Annotated in this window: 13 protein-coding genes; 7 read left to right on the forward strand and 6 right to left on the reverse strand. The window is 56.5% G+C overall.

The window, feature by feature from the left end; all coding sequences use genetic code 11:
* Positions 1-79 precede the first annotated feature (79 nt).
* Complete coding sequence (gene trhO, locus AT687_RS11195) at positions 80-1,018, reverse strand: oxygen-dependent tRNA uridine(34) hydroxylase TrhO (RefSeq protein ID WP_014319550.1); 939 nt, start codon at positions 1,016-1,018, stop codon at positions 80-82.
* 186 nt (positions 1,019-1,204) lie between these two features.
* On the opposite strand from trhO, the gene AT687_RS11200 reads away from it, so the two are divergent.
* On the forward strand, positions 1,205-1,843 hold the full coding sequence (locus AT687_RS11200) for a DedA family protein (protein ID WP_010935741.1): 639 nt from the start codon (positions 1,205-1,207) through the stop codon (positions 1,841-1,843).
* Positions 1,844-1,978: 135 nt separating this feature from the next.
* Here AT687_RS11200 and dps read toward each other — a convergent pair whose 3' ends face one another.
* On the reverse strand, positions 1,979-2,470 hold the full coding sequence (dps, locus tag AT687_RS11205; RefSeq protein WP_014308920.1) for a DNA starvation/stationary phase protection protein Dps: 492 nt from the start codon (positions 2,468-2,470) through the stop codon (positions 1,979-1,981).
* Between the two features lie 87 nt (positions 2,471-2,557).
* On the opposite strand from dps, the gene AT687_RS11210 reads away from it, so the two are divergent.
* Both AT687_RS11210 and AT687_RS11215 read left to right on the forward strand, forming a co-directional pair.
* Positions 2,558-3,412 (forward strand): Fpg/Nei family DNA glycosylase, encoded by an 855-nt coding sequence (locus tag AT687_RS11210; RefSeq protein ID WP_014319551.1) that lies wholly within the window; start codon positions 2,558-2,560, stop codon positions 3,410-3,412.
* A gap of 21 nt (positions 3,413-3,433) precedes the next feature.
* Entirely contained in the window at positions 3,434-4,942 is a 1,509-nt protein-coding gene (locus tag AT687_RS11215; RefSeq protein ID WP_014319552.1) for a bifunctional ADP-dependent NAD(P)H-hydrate dehydratase/NAD(P)H-hydrate epimerase, read from the forward strand.
* A gap of 12 nt (positions 4,943-4,954) precedes the next feature.
* Here AT687_RS11215 and AT687_RS11220 read toward each other — a convergent pair whose 3' ends face one another.
* From AT687_RS11220 to AT687_RS11230, 3 genes are all read right to left on the reverse strand, one after another.
* Positions 4,955-6,082 (reverse strand): glycoside hydrolase family 25 protein, encoded by a 1,128-nt coding sequence (locus AT687_RS11220; RefSeq protein WP_014319553.1) that lies wholly within the window; start codon positions 6,080-6,082, stop codon positions 4,955-4,957.
* 87 nt (positions 6,083-6,169) lie between these two features.
* Positions 6,170-6,916 carry a VanZ family protein gene (locus tag AT687_RS11225; RefSeq protein ID WP_014319554.1) on the reverse strand — a complete coding sequence of 249 codons (747 nt, stop codon included), beginning with the start codon at positions 6,914-6,916 and terminating at the stop codon, positions 6,170-6,172.
* A gap of 56 nt (positions 6,917-6,972) precedes the next feature.
* Positions 6,973-8,082, reverse strand: coding sequence for a ParA family protein (locus AT687_RS11230; protein ID WP_014319555.1), 1,110 nt, complete (start codon positions 8,080-8,082; stop codon positions 6,973-6,975).
* 279 nt (positions 8,083-8,361) lie between these two features.
* Between AT687_RS11230 and AT687_RS11235 the strand changes: the two genes are divergently transcribed.
* Genes AT687_RS11235 through AT687_RS11250 form a run of 4 tightly spaced genes read left to right on the forward strand, consistent with a single transcriptional unit; the run spans position 8,362 to position 11,806 of the window.
* Complete coding sequence (locus AT687_RS11235; protein ID WP_014311062.1) at positions 8,362-9,351, forward strand: ABC transporter substrate-binding protein; 990 nt, start codon at positions 8,362-8,364, stop codon at positions 9,349-9,351.
* A gap of 4 nt (positions 9,352-9,355) precedes the next feature.
* Positions 9,356-10,402, forward strand: coding sequence for a FecCD family ABC transporter permease (locus AT687_RS11240; RefSeq protein ID WP_014304108.1), 1,047 nt, complete (start codon positions 9,356-9,358; stop codon positions 10,400-10,402).
* Positions 10,399-11,160, forward strand: coding sequence for an ABC transporter ATP-binding protein (locus tag AT687_RS11245; protein WP_014319556.1), 762 nt, complete (start codon positions 10,399-10,401; stop codon positions 11,158-11,160). Before AT687_RS11240 ends, AT687_RS11245 begins: the two co-directional genes overlap by 4 nt.
* A 16-nt stretch (positions 11,161-11,176) precedes the next feature.
* On the forward strand, positions 11,177-11,806 hold the full coding sequence (locus AT687_RS11250; protein WP_021335289.1) for a (2Fe-2S) ferredoxin domain-containing protein: 630 nt from the start codon (positions 11,177-11,179) through the stop codon (positions 11,804-11,806).
* Between the two features lie 107 nt (positions 11,807-11,913).
* On the opposite strand, the gene AT687_RS11255 is transcribed toward AT687_RS11250, so the two are convergent.
* Complete coding sequence (locus tag AT687_RS11255; RefSeq protein ID WP_014319558.1) at positions 11,914-13,629, reverse strand: RNA-binding domain-containing protein; 1,716 nt, start codon at positions 13,627-13,629, stop codon at positions 11,914-11,916.
* Positions 13,630-13,706 lie beyond the last annotated feature (77 nt).

Raw genomic sequence — 13,706 nt, forward strand, 5'->3', positions numbered from 1 at the left:
CGCAGCTAGAAGGCCACTTTTAGACTGGGGTGTTAAGTAGGGTGTTATGTTCCCACACACCCCACAGGGTTGTGGGAAGCTACACCGCTGCCGCAGCAGCTGCCTCGGCGGCTACTTCTTTGCAGTGTTCCCGCCCACAGTTACGAGTTGCTGGGTTTTCGTAGCAATCTGGGCACATGAGAACGAGCTCACGGCACTCATCCTCATTGATGCAATGCTCGAACTTGTTGGTTGGGGCGCCACACTGCACACAGTGTCCCAGCTGGATAAAGCCTGGGTCTTGCACGCCATTGCCAAATTCCATGTGCATGCGGCGATCGAATACGTACAGCGAGCCCTCCCACAGGCCGTCGTTTCCGTACTTTTCGCCGTAGCGAACAATGCCACCATCGATTTGGTAGATCTCTTTGAAGCCGCGGTTCTTCATCAGGGAGGAAAGGATCTCGCAGCGAATACCGCCAGTGCAGTAGGAAACAACTGGTTTGTCTTTCATCCAGTCATATTTGCCAGACTCAAGCTCACGGATGAAATCATGTGTGGTGCGCACATCGGGCACCACAGCATTTTTGAACTTACCGATCTGAGCTTCCATGGCGTTGCGACCATCAAAGAAGACAACGTCGTCGCCACGCTCTTCGACGAGCTTGTTCACTTCCTCGGGCTTCAAGTGAACGCCACCACCGATCACGCCCTTCTCGTCCACCTTCAACTCGCCCGGCGCGCCAAAAGCCACGATCTCATAGCGCACCTTCACGCTCAGCTTCGGGAAGTCCTCCGCGCCACCATCGGACCACTTGAATTCGGTGCCGCGGAAACCTGGGTACTCCCGCATCTTGCGCACATACCGCTTGCAGGCATCCATGTCGCCGCCGACGGTTCCATTAATACCGTGTTCCGAAATAAGGATACGACCTTTAAGACCTAGCAGTTCGCACATATCGCGCTGCCACAACATCATCGCTTTCGGATCGGCAATGGGTGTGAACTTGTAATATAGAAGGATTTTGCTCTGAGCCACGCCTAGTATGCTACCCCGCTACACCTGCTAGTTGAAACCCACGTGACCTGCGATCACAGGGGTTTAACAGCTTTTTACGTGGCTTTAGCGAACAAAAGGGTTTAAAGTTTGGTAAGTCTGATACTTTTAGCGACCACCCCGCACCCCACACAATGTGCGGAGGGTCGCCTTTTTGAGAGGTTCCTCGTGACCGATTTCCTGCACATGCTGCACGACACCCAAGGTTTGCTCACCAGTGTTGGGCTCGTTGGCCTTGGCCTGATCGTCTTCGCTGAGACCGGCATCCTGATTGGATTCTTCCTGCCGGGAGATTCCCTACTATTTATGGCGGGCATGCTCGCCGCCGCTGAAAACCCCATCGCCCCATTGTGGCTGGTATGCCTCACCGTGGGCATTTGCGCCTTTGTGGGCAACGAGGTGGGCTACTTCTTGGGCAAAAAAGTAGGCCCTGCCATTATTAACAGCTGGGCGGGCCGCAAGATCGGTATTGAGCGAGTTCGCGCCGCCGAGGAATTCTTTGTTAAACACGGCGCATCGGCAGTATTCTTGGGGCGCTTTATCCCAATCGTGCGCACCCTCGTCCCGGTGCTCGCAGGCATGAACAGCATGAACTACCGCAAGTTCTCCATCTATAACTTGGTGGGCGCTTTGGTCTGGGGCATGGGCGTGCCGGTTCTGGGCTATCTGCTTGGTGGTATCCCCTTCGTGCGCGACAACATCGAGGCAATTCTGATCGGTGTGATCGTGGTGTCGGTTCTGCCGGTGGCGCTGCAGTTTGTAAAGAAGCAAAAGCCAGTACGCACTGTGGAGCAGGGAGAGCTTTAATACCGACGAATACCTACTGTTGACGCATCACTGTGAGTAGTTCGTGCCAAAACTTTTTCACCTCCACAGCGTTTCCGCAGGTCGGAGATATTAGAAAAGGTTTAATTTGGCACGAACTACTCACTTGGCGCTTTATTAGAGGTTGCCATTATGGTCGACAATGTGCTCGCGGATAAACCACTGGAATTTCTCTAGTTCGGCTGCTTGTCCGATGTAAATGTCCTCCGTGACGGAGTCGAGGTCGCCAGCGTTGGCCATGGATTCACGCACACCTTCTAGCACCTTGGTGTACACCTTGTTGAGTTCCTTGAGGTGATCCTCGGTGGAGCCGGAGTTGACGTTGTACTCCAGTGGGGTGCGGTTTTCTACGTGGCCGACTGGGGTGCCGATTGGGGTGCCGCCGAGGGTGGCGATGCGTTCTGCTACTTCGTCGGCGTATCCGCGAACGAGATCAACTTGGGGGTCGATCATTTCGTGGACGGCGATAAAGTTGCGACCGTGCACGTTCCAGTGGGCGTGCTTCAAGATGAGGTGAAGGTCGTTGTAATCGGTAAGACGCTCTTGCAGGTGGTCGATGAGCTGCTTGGCGTCTGCTTCTTTGATTCCTGGGACTGTAAAGTTCTTCATGCCCCCTATGATACGCCAATCCTTTAATTGTGCAACTATTGTTCACAATTACCTATTTATTCTTGGGGTGGCCTATCCTTAACAACCATGCCCGAAGGTCACGTCATCCATCGCCTCGCAGACCAACTCAACCAGCATTTCGCCAGCACACAGGCAACACCGGACACACAACCCCGCCGCCCGCTACTGGTCACCTCCCCACAAGGTCGCTTTGCCACAGAGGCCGCCCAACTCAACGGTCATGCACTCGACCACGCCGAGGCATGGGGCAAACACCTTTTCCTGTGTTTTGATAACGATAATCCCGCCCACATCGTCCACATCCACCTCGGGCTTATCGGAAGCATGCGCTTAGAAGACCCAGCCGACGTGTGGGGTCAGATTCGATTCCGGATCGAAGACCCAAAACAACCCACCACCAGCGCGGTAGCAGCAAACCTGCGCGGCCCTCAGTGGTGCAGGTTGATTACGGAGGCAGAAATGACCACCGCCACCGCAAAGCTCGGCGCCGATCCGCTACGCGACGACGCCAACTTCCTAGCAATCAAAACAAAAGTGGCGCGCTCGCGTCGCAGTATCGGTTCCCTGCTGATGGATCAGAAACTCTTTGCCGGCGTGGGCAATATCTACCGTGCCGAAACACTCTTCCGCCTAGGCATTAGCCCCTTTATCCTCGGCAAAGATGTAGCAGAGCTCGATCTCATCTGGCAGGATCTACGTTTTCTCATGCGCGAGGGGGTGAACAGGGGTCGGATTGATACTGTTCGCCCAGAGCACACACCGGAGGCCATGGGGCGGCCGCCACGCAAGGATGACCACGGTGGCGAGGTGTATGTGTATCGCCGCTATGGTCAGCCGTGTTATGTGTGCGGCACGCCGATCCTTGAGCGCACGATGGAGGGTCGTAATCTTTTTTGGTGTCCTACCTGCCAACCTGATTAGCAACTGGCTACGCTGGTGATCATGTTCGCGTACAGCACTGAGGCGATTCGCCTGTCGGAAAACCCTATGATTGCGGCTGCGCAGCCGGATGCGTTGATGAAGCAGGCTGCCCAAGCGGTGGCGGAGACTGCTGTGTGTATGGTGCCGTCTGCGTCGGCTGCGATCACGGTTGTTGCTGGTACGGGCGGTAATGGTGGGGATGGTCTTTATGCGGGTGCGATTCTTGCCCAGTTGGGTTATCGGGTTCATGCGGTGTTGACTGGGGAGTCTGCGCATGCGCCCGCGTTGGCGGCTTTTGTGCAGGCTGGTGGGTGCGTCGATAAGCGTGCGCCACGTGCTGATCTAGTGATTGATGCGATTCTTGGCCTTGGGGGCACGCCGGGGCTTCGCGACGCCGCCTGGCAGATCTGGCAAGCGGCCACCGCGGGCGATCCGCTAGTTTTGGCTATTGACGTCCCTTCTGGGATCGCTGCCGATACCGGCACCGCGGGCGAGCAGCATGTGGTTGCCGATGCCACCATCACTTTTGGTGCGGCCCGCATCGCCCATGCGGTATCTGCCGAGTGTGGTGAGGTGCTTGTCGCTGATATTAATGTCCCAGAAGCGGGCGGCTCACTTGCAGAAACCATTGCTTCCCACACCCCTGAGCTGCAGCTTTATCATGCGATTGAAAGGGAGCGCTACCCGTGGCCCAAGCATTTCCGTCGCCCCGAGCAGCTACTTATCCACGAGTCGTTGGAGCCTGGCACTTCTCACAATAAGTACTCCGGTGGTGTTGTTGGCATTGTCGCCGGCTCCGCGCACTATCCCGGCGCGGCGGTGCTGACCGCGACTGCGGCGGTGCGGGCTACGTCGTCAATGGTGCGTTATGCGGGGCCGTGCGCGAGGGAGGTTGTTCGCGCCTGCCCGGAGGTGGTGGCAACGGATACGCTTATCGACGCCGGCCGCGTTCAGGCGTGGGCGTATGGCCCAGGTGCCGGCGACACCGATGCGTTGGGCGATCTTTTAGAGCGGGAAGAACCGCTTGTTATCGACGCCGATGGCATTACTCAGCTCGCTCAAGAACCAGCACTGCGCGAGCTTATGCACGCACGCAACAAGAGTGGCCGCAGCACACTTCTCACCCCGCACGAGGGCGAGTTTTGGCGGCTAGCCAGCTGTTATAGCGACGCTATCCCCGCCGATGATCGGGTGTCTGCGGTGCGTTACCTTGCCCGTGAAACCGGCTGCGCCATCTTACTTAAAGGGCGCATCACCACGATATGCGTGGGCGACACTGTAACGTGCGTGGATGCCCGTAATTCGTGGGCTGCAACCCCTGGTAGCGGTGACGTTCTCACCGGCCTACTGGGCGCATGGATTGCGCGCAATGGTTTAGACAGCATCGCGCTGTGCGTCGCTGTGCATGCAACTGCCGCGTGGTTGTCGGCACATACGGAATACGGACTCGCCCCTACGTCCGCATTGCGCATTGCCAACACGATCCCCCAGGCCACGGCGTTGCTATCGCAGGATGTGAAGCTACGATAACAGGAACTTTGTTTAGATAAAGTTCTTCGCCAAGGCGACGAGCTGGTCGATGTCGATGTTCTGGTTTTGTGGCTCGCTTGATGTGGCAGCAAGGTGCTGGGCGTTGTCGAGCAGGATCACGAGGTCGCCTACGGAGTAGTTTCCGGCTGCGAGGTCTTTGAGCTGGTCGATGGGGAGATTCCCGGAGTTGATGAGGTCTTGGACTACCTTGATCAGTTCTTCTGCGCCTTCGGTGCTCAAGCCTGCGTTTTCAGCTGCTTGTGCTACCTGTGGTGCTGCGGCTGCACCGGCTGCCAGCGCTGCAACTGCGCCGACAAGAGCCTGAGAGTCGCCGCCGAGGTCTGCGATACCGGGCAGTGAGATGGATGCAAACTTGCCGCCGGCGGAGGCATAGTTACCCGCCGCGAAGGCGTCGAGTTGTGCGTCGTCGCCGTTGAAGAGGTTGAGGTCTACGTCGCCGACGATGCCGCCGATACGTCCGCTTCCGGAGCGCTGCCAGAAGTCGATGGTGTCCCAACCGCCAACTGGTTCTGGGGCTTGGGTTTGGTAGGCCGCCAGCCAGAGTGGGTATTCCGCGAACTGCTTGGTGTTGGCCATGTCGTGGATCCAGAAGTAGCGGTAGGTGTAGATCATTGGCTTGCGGCCGGATTGGGACTCAAATTCGTTGAGGAATGTTTTGGTCCAAGCTGCGAGCTGTTCTGGGGTTTTGCCTTCTGCGACCTCGATGTCGAGTACGGGTGGCAGGGAGTGGTCGTTGATTTGGGCGACCTTGGCTGCGTAATGGCGTGCTTGGGTGCGGGCGTCTTTGGAGGGGCGCGCGTAGTGGTAGCTGCCTACTTTGAGGCCACTGTTGGCTGCCTGTTTGGCGTCTTGGGTGAAGTAGTCGTTGCTCCAGCCTTCACCTTCGGAGGCTTTGACGAATGCGAAGCTTTGACCGTCACGTTGGACGCTCTTCCAGTCGATGGCGATTCCGCCTGGGTGTTGGTGGCCGGAGACGTCGATACCCGAGGACGCTCCGATGGGGATGGGCAGCGGAAGGGCGTGCGCGGGTGCGATGGCCAGCATCGCGGACGTCAGCACTGCAACAGTTCCGCCGGTAATTCCGGATAGCAAATGGCTCTTTTTCTTCACGCCCCGCACAATACACAACTTTCACACAAGTCACAGAAGCAACACACCCAACTTCAACAACTTATGCCACTGTGGTGTCAGACACGGGCTTGCCCCTCACGCCGGCAACGCGCTCATTCCAAACACCGACAACACAATGACCGAGAGCACGGAAAACACCAGCACAGCACGGCCACTACCCGCCCATGACGAACGCGACACCACCAACGCCCCCAACAGTCCGCCGAGCGAGTTGAACACTACGTCGTCAATGTCGGAATACCCCCGCGCAAAAATAAACTGCAATGTTTCAATACCGGCACTCAGGCTTATCGACGCCAGCGTCGCCACGACCACAGGCCACCGCAACCGCCACCCCAACAACGCCAACAGGTATCCCCACGGAACAAACAGCGCCACATTGCCCAAAGAATCCACCCATGGCCGCCACCATTCTTGGTAACTCCACCCCCGAAACGGCTGCAGCTCCACCCTGCGCACCTGGTGTTGCGACGGCTCCCACAGTCCCGCCACCGAAAACTCACTCTTAAGCAGTGTCATCGACACCACCACCATCACCACAAGGGTGAGGGCGACCATAACTATCTGCTTCGATGCCATCTTCTCCAACATCCCCGCCACCCTATGGCTAGGAATGTACGATCGCAAGCGCCGCCTGAGCTCGTGGTGGGCGCTAGCAATGTCCGTTCCCATGGGCCCAGAGATTCCTTCCGCTAGCCCCATCATCCAACCGTGGTCCTCAGCAGCAGCAATCCGCAGGTTTTCCTTTATATATGCCTCGAGTGCGGCTTCTGGACTACTCGCCTCAGCGATGGCCTCGTTGGTTGCGGTTACACAGTCCACCGCCTACCTTCGACACTAGTTGCCACCGGTATACCAGCCCCTAAGGCCGAGGCGCTTTACTCGTTCGGGAACAGCGCCTTATACACATTGGCAGCTACGGAGTTAATCTTCTCCGCATAAGCATTACGCTGATTAATCTGGGCGCCGCGCACGCCATCGGAGCTGGATAGCTCCATAATCGGGGCGTGGACATCTTGGGCGGTAGCCGGCATGGAATGCATGTGCGGCACGTGTCCCAGCAGGGTCGAGTGGGAATGCTTGCTCAAAGAGTTACTAATCCGCTCCGCCTCGGCCGCAAAACGACCACGGAAACGTTCAAAAGCACCAACTAGTTGCTCTTGCCCATTAGCGCGACGCTTCACATATTCCAAGGTGGTGTAGCCGAGATACCGCAGCCCTTCCCCATCAAAACCACCCAAGCGCAGCGGACGTGTCTTTGCCTCAACATCGGCGGAATACTTCTTCCATTCCGCCATGTTGCCCTCATGGATTTCCGCATACTGCGTTACCCACGCATCAAACCAGCGGGCGAGGTTGCCAAAAGCATGGAAGCTGAAAAGATCCGTGGCGGTTGGGGTGACAAAGGCATCGCAGCCGAGCAACACCGTGCGGTTAAAGGGGCCGAGGCTGGGACCAACATCGAAAAAGATTACGTCGTAACGGTCGTCGCGCTCCATTGCGTGGGCGAGCTGACCTGCCCAGTGTATGCGTCGAAACGGACCGGTTTGCCGGCCTAATGCCGACTGCCACGAGTCACTCATCAGGTCCTCGATCTGCGACAACGCTGGGTGCCCAGGCAACACATCAACACCGAAACGCTCCGAGCGCATCGGAGTAATCTCAGCCGCAATCTGCGACTCCCCCTCACGCAGCGGAACAAAAATCGCATACACCGTTTTAGCCAGCGAGTTCCGCTCCGCAACCTCATCGTTGAGGCCATCGAGGTAGATACTTTCCGTTTGCTCCTCCGTGAGCATCAGCTGAGTGGCATTGCACTGCGGATCGCAATCCACATACAAAACCCGTTTTCCCTGCAGTGCAAAGTAATGGGCCACGTTAGTAGATAGCGTGGTTTTGCCTACGCCGCCCTTGTTGTTGAAGAAACTGATCGTGCGCACTTCATATCCCTTATAGATCACCGTTTGTCGCTTAAAATCTAACAACATTGGCTGCAAAACAGCGACCGTGGCAGCGCAGCTCCTACCCCCGGGGTGCACGAGGGAACATTCTATGCGGGTCAGTGAGTAGTTCGTGCCAAATTAAAGATTTTCTTATATCTCCGACCTGCGGAAATGCTGCGGGCCCCAAAAAGTTTTGGCACGAACTACTCACTCGCACATTGTTCAACCGTGCTAATTTAATTGTTTGCTGGTATGCCATCTAGCAGCGATGCTGCCGCGCAAATCCAGCTTTCCATCGTTCGTTTCTCATGATTGGGATTAATAATGAAAAAGTGTGGGTTTGCCAGCTTGGCAGCGCTTGCCACTGCAGGACTGCTATCGGGCTGCGTCGGCGCACCGGAGTCGAACAAATCGACAGAGGCTGCCGGCGACTACCAGCCAGTGACCGTGACCAACTGTGGCGTAGAAACCACCTTCACCGCTGTACCGCAGCACGCTGTGACCACCAACCAAGGTGCAACCGAGATGATGCTGGGACTAGGCTTGGAAGACAAGATGGTGGGCACCGCCTACCTAGACGATCACGTCACCCCATCGCTGCAAAAAGCTTTTGACAAGGTCCCTGTGCTTTCCGACCAGAGCTACCCTTCCAAGGAGAAGTTCTTCGAGGTAGATCCTGATTTTGCTTACTCTGCTTATAGTTCTGCGTTTACAGAGAAGAATTTGGGTAGCCGTGAGCAGTTGAAGGCAAGTGGCGTGAATACGCGCATTATTCCTTATGGCTGCCCTGAGAAGAAGGATCAGCCTAGTGGTGCCAGCATGGATCCGGTGTGGGAAGAGGCGATGACTGTTGCCAAGATCTTTGATATCACCGAGCGTGGCGAGAAGGTAGTTCAGGAGCAGAAGGACCGTTTTGCAGCTCTTGAGAAGAAGGCTCCTGCGAAGGGCAAGAAGTTCGTGTGGTACGACTCCGGCGATAAGGATCCGTACATCGGTACTGGTGAGGGCGGCCCGCAGATGATTATTAATGCGCTGGGCGGCAAGAATATTTTTGAGTCCGAGAAGGGTAACTGGGCTCATTTGTCGTGGGAGTCTGTGATTGAGGCGGATCCGGATTTCATTGTGGTGGCTGATCCTACGTGGGATACCGCTGCGAAGAAGATTGATTATATGAAGAATGATCCGGTGTTGAGCCAGTTGCGCGCGGTGAAAAATGATGCGTTTTTGAAGGTGAAGTTCTCGGAGTCAACACCTGGTTTGTCGTTGATTAATGGTGCTGAGAATTTGGCTGATCAGTTGGCTAAGTTGAACTAGTTTTATGTTGGTGCAGCGTAAGAGCCGTGCGGTTGTGCTCGGTATGGCTTTGTGTGTGCTGACGGTGGCGTTGGCGCTGGTGGCTTTGCATGTGGGGGCGGCATCGATTCCGGTGGAGCAGTCGTTGTCGGTGATTGGCCGCAGGCTTGGGCTTATCGACGGCTCCTCCGTCACTGTTTTTGAGGACCAGGTGGTGTGGCAGCTGCGGTTGCCGCGTGTGCTGGGTGCCCTTGCTGTGGGTTGTTGTTTGGCGATTTGTGGTGTGGTGCTTCAGGCGTTGACGAGCAATGAGTTGGCGGATCCGTATTTGCTGGGTATTTCTTCGGGTGCTTCGGTGGGTGCGGTGACGGTCATTGTGTTTGGTGTGTCGCTTCCTGCGGTGGCGTTGTATGCGGCGATTCCGACGGCGACGTTTGTGGGTGCGATTGCGGCGACTGTGATTGTGCTGGTGTTGGCCCGAGGCAAGTCGGGCTATTTGCCCCCTGGGCGCACGATTTTGGCTGGTGTGGCCGTTGCACAGCTGTGTGGCGCTTATACGTCGTTGGCGATTTTGATGTTCGGTGAGCGTGGCACTGCTAATACGGTGTTGTCGTGGACGCTGGGTTCGTTGGCGGGTATTCGCTGGCCGCATGTGGCGTTGTTAGCAGCGGTGACTGTGGTTGCGTTGGTGGTGATGCTGGGGGCGTCGAGAGTCCTCGATGCGTTCTCTTTTGGTGAAGACGCCGCCGCTACCCTGGGCATTAACGTCAATCGTGCGCGGTGGATGTTGCTTATTGCCACCTCGTTGATTACCGCATGCACGGTGGCTATTGCTGGACCGATTGGTTTTGTAGGTTTGACGGTTCCGCATGTGGTGCGCCTGATCGTAGGGCCGCGTCATGCCACATTGTTGCCGCTTAGTGCGCTTACTGGCGCGTTTTTGATGGTGGGTGCTGATACGTTGGCGCGCACGTTGCGGGAAAATACTGAGATTCCTATTGGCGTGGTCACTGCTGTGGTGGGTGCCCCGTTGCTGATTTATTTGCTTCGGCGTCAGGCGGCGCAGTCATGATTACTTTTAGTAACGCTGAGTGGGTCACTGATGGTGGCGACCGCATTGTTCACCCCACGTCGTTGGAGTTGCCGAGTCGCGGGCTCACGGCGATCATTGGACCGAATGGTGCTGGTAAGACGTCCTTGCTGCGTATGGCTGCGGGCATTGTGCGGCCGTCGGCAGGCGAGGTGACGTTCCAAGGTCGTGCGTTGGGTTCGATCCCGGCGCGGGAGCGGGCGCAGCAGATTGCGCTTATGGAACAGCAGCCGGCAACGCAGCTTGATTTGTCGGTTCGCGATGTGGTGGAGCTGGGCCGGATTCCGTTTCGTAGTTCGTGGTCGTTTGGACAGGCGGCTGATGATCGCACGATTGTGGAATCGGTGATGCAGCGGGTGAGCGTGGATACGCTTGCCGACCGCCGCTGGCTCACACTCTCCGGCGGCGAACGCCAACGCGTCCAACTCGCCCGCGCACTGGCACAGCAGCCTTCCTTTTTGCTTCTCGACGAGCCCATCAACCACCTCGACATCGCGCACCAGATTGCGTTCCTTGAGCTCGTGCAATCCCTTGACATCTGCACTACCGCCGTCATGCACGATCTTGATCTGGTGGCTGCCTTCTGCGACTACGTTGTGGTGGTGGCAGATGGACGCGTGATCGCTCACGGGGACATTGACTCCACGTTGACCGAAGAGCTCATCCGCGACGTCTTCAATGTGACAGTCTCCGTAAGCAACACCGACCGCAGGCGGGTGACCTGGCACTTTGACCACTAGTCGTATCCTTGTCAGCATGTCGTGGGCCGACGCCACCATCGATTGGGCACCCCACGCCCACAGCCTCGACGCACACATAGCCCACCTCCAAGGAGGCGACCCCAACCGTGGCCTCACCACCGTGCTGTCAGCCTGCGCACACAGCAACCGCATCATCTTGATCCCCTGCACCCACGACCACAGCGTGGGTGTCTCCTGGGTAAAGCGGGTAGCGCGCTGGTGGATGCACACCACCGACTGGGGTGGCGAACTCTACATCACAGGAGTGGGGTCTGATGTTTCTGAGTGCCGGCGTATTACCTGCACAAACCCCGAAACCCTGACCAACCCCGCATGGCAAGATCCCCCACCGGTAGCCAAGCACATCATCGTCTGCCAGGGGGTGCGCTGCCTAGCCAAGGGTGCCGACGAAGCCCTGCGCGAACTGCATGACGCACTTGATGTTGCTGACCTCCTCGACACCCACGTACTGGTCACACGCTCCGCATGCCTCTACCCCTGCAACCGAGCACCAGTCATGTGCGTGCAACCAGACATGAAATGGGTAGGCCCCGTAACCTCCGACACCATCGACGATGTGATGCGGCTGGTAAGGGGCACAGGTGGGCGTCGCAACGCCTGCGGCTACGAGCCAAGAAGAAGCTGAGTCAACGTGTCGTCAGGATCGGTGACACCCACGTACCACCACTGGCCGTTGTTCCACTAACATCCAACCGTGGTTCTCAGCAGCAGCAATCCGCAGGTTTTCCTCCGTTAGGTTTGCACGCTCCAGTGGTAGGTGGTTCCGTGAACGCCCCAGCCTCCTTCGCGCACAACTAGCCCGACAGCTTGCAGTTTATCGAGCGCAAATCTCAGCTGCCCCTGGCTCAAACCTGTGGTGCGCAGCAGTTCTTCAAAGCTCTGTTGTGACTTGAGCTCTAATGCGCGGGCTACTGTTGGCGCATTCTTGGTGATCTTTGCCAGAGTTGTTTCCCCTTTTTCCACACGGGGCGCTTGATTCTCACTGTGTGCTCCTAGAGCGAAAGTCTTATTATCACTCTCAATGAAGCCACGCTTCTTCAAACCATGCATGAGTTTTTCCGCCTCGGCCACGGTTATGGGCGAAAACTCATTGAGGATCCTGGACAAATGCCAGCTTTCCCCTTTTCGTAGCCCCACTAGCAGGTGCTTTTCGACGGCAGTAAGGCCATCTCCTCCAATGCTGCGCAGCCACTCCAACTCTGCTTCGCTGAAAACTGAGGCACCATAGAGGATCGCAGTGAACTGCACACCAGTATCAATGAGTTGAGGTTTTGCCAACAGTGCCTGACGGGTTTGCCTCAATACTTCTTGGATACCAGCGCCTTCACCTTCGATGACACTGTAGTCGGCTTCGGTGCGAACTCGTTTAGCAATGTCATAAAGGCGGGGATTTACTGCATTCTTGGAAAGAGTTGCACTCTCTAACTGTTTGACTGAGACTCCCCGAAGTCCACCCGGATTAGAGATGACGAGGCGATCGTCGCAAAGCCTAATCTCCACCCATTTTCCATCAGAATTGGGGCTTAGATCGCGGTGCACCAAGGCATTTGCGATCAGCTCGCGGACGGCAGGCAACGGGTAGACGCTCTCCTTGCGCATGTTTCCACTGGAGTCGTAAACATTCCGCGTCGGCGCATTCTGTCTTACCCACGTCAGTGCAGATTCGAGCAGGTCAGGAAGAGGGCCTTCAAAGTCCTGCATATTCCTGGTACGCACACTGCTGCCTTCGCGTGGCAATTGCACTGCCGCTGTAATGCGTAGCTGTGGAGCCTTACCCTGCGGATACTCGCCCAGGGCGTAGATTCCGGCCAGCGTGAGTTCACCTTTTACCGTCACGATATTGAGAGTTTCAAGCAGTTCTTGGTCATCAATTTTCTTGGACAAGATGCGGCTTCCCGCGCGCGCAGCCTCGAGGAAACTCTTTACCCGAACAGAGTCTAAGTCTCGGATTGAAGAGTTCAAGACTGGGACTACATCGAACTGGAAGTTCTCAGAATGAGAAAGTTTCTGGATCTCAACGAGTGCGAGATCGGCATCGTTCATTTCGTAGTCTCCATCGGATTGCCGCAGGTAGGCAACACTTCGATAGTGCGCCGGACGGTTTTGCAACGGCACTGGATTGACCTGTGCCACAAGCACCTGCTTACCCTCTAGAGTGAAAGTCTCACACTCGATCATAGGGGCCGGTTTCACACTGTTACGAGTCTGACTAATGAGCGCTTCTTCAAGCGCTGCCGCATCCGCAACACCGACGACTTCAAAGTCACGGTTTTCATCCACGCCTAGGATAATTGTGCCCCCACTAGGCATATTGGCAAACGCACATGTTGTTTCTGGCAGGTTTTCCGGCAATTCACTAGCGCGTTTGACTTCGATGTCTGTGGAGTCACGATGCAAACGCCGAAACTCAGCTAGCTGCTCAGTCAAACTGTCCAGAGTCCAATTCATACTCTTGAGTGTAACAGTGAGACTTTAGAGTTGCACTATTATTTTCCCCTGAGGATTTTATTGGCGCGACCTGGGGA

Source organism: Corynebacterium diphtheriae, from assembly GCF_001457455.1.
Classification (GTDB): Bacteria; Actinomycetota; Actinomycetes; order Mycobacteriales; family Mycobacteriaceae; genus Corynebacterium; species Corynebacterium diphtheriae.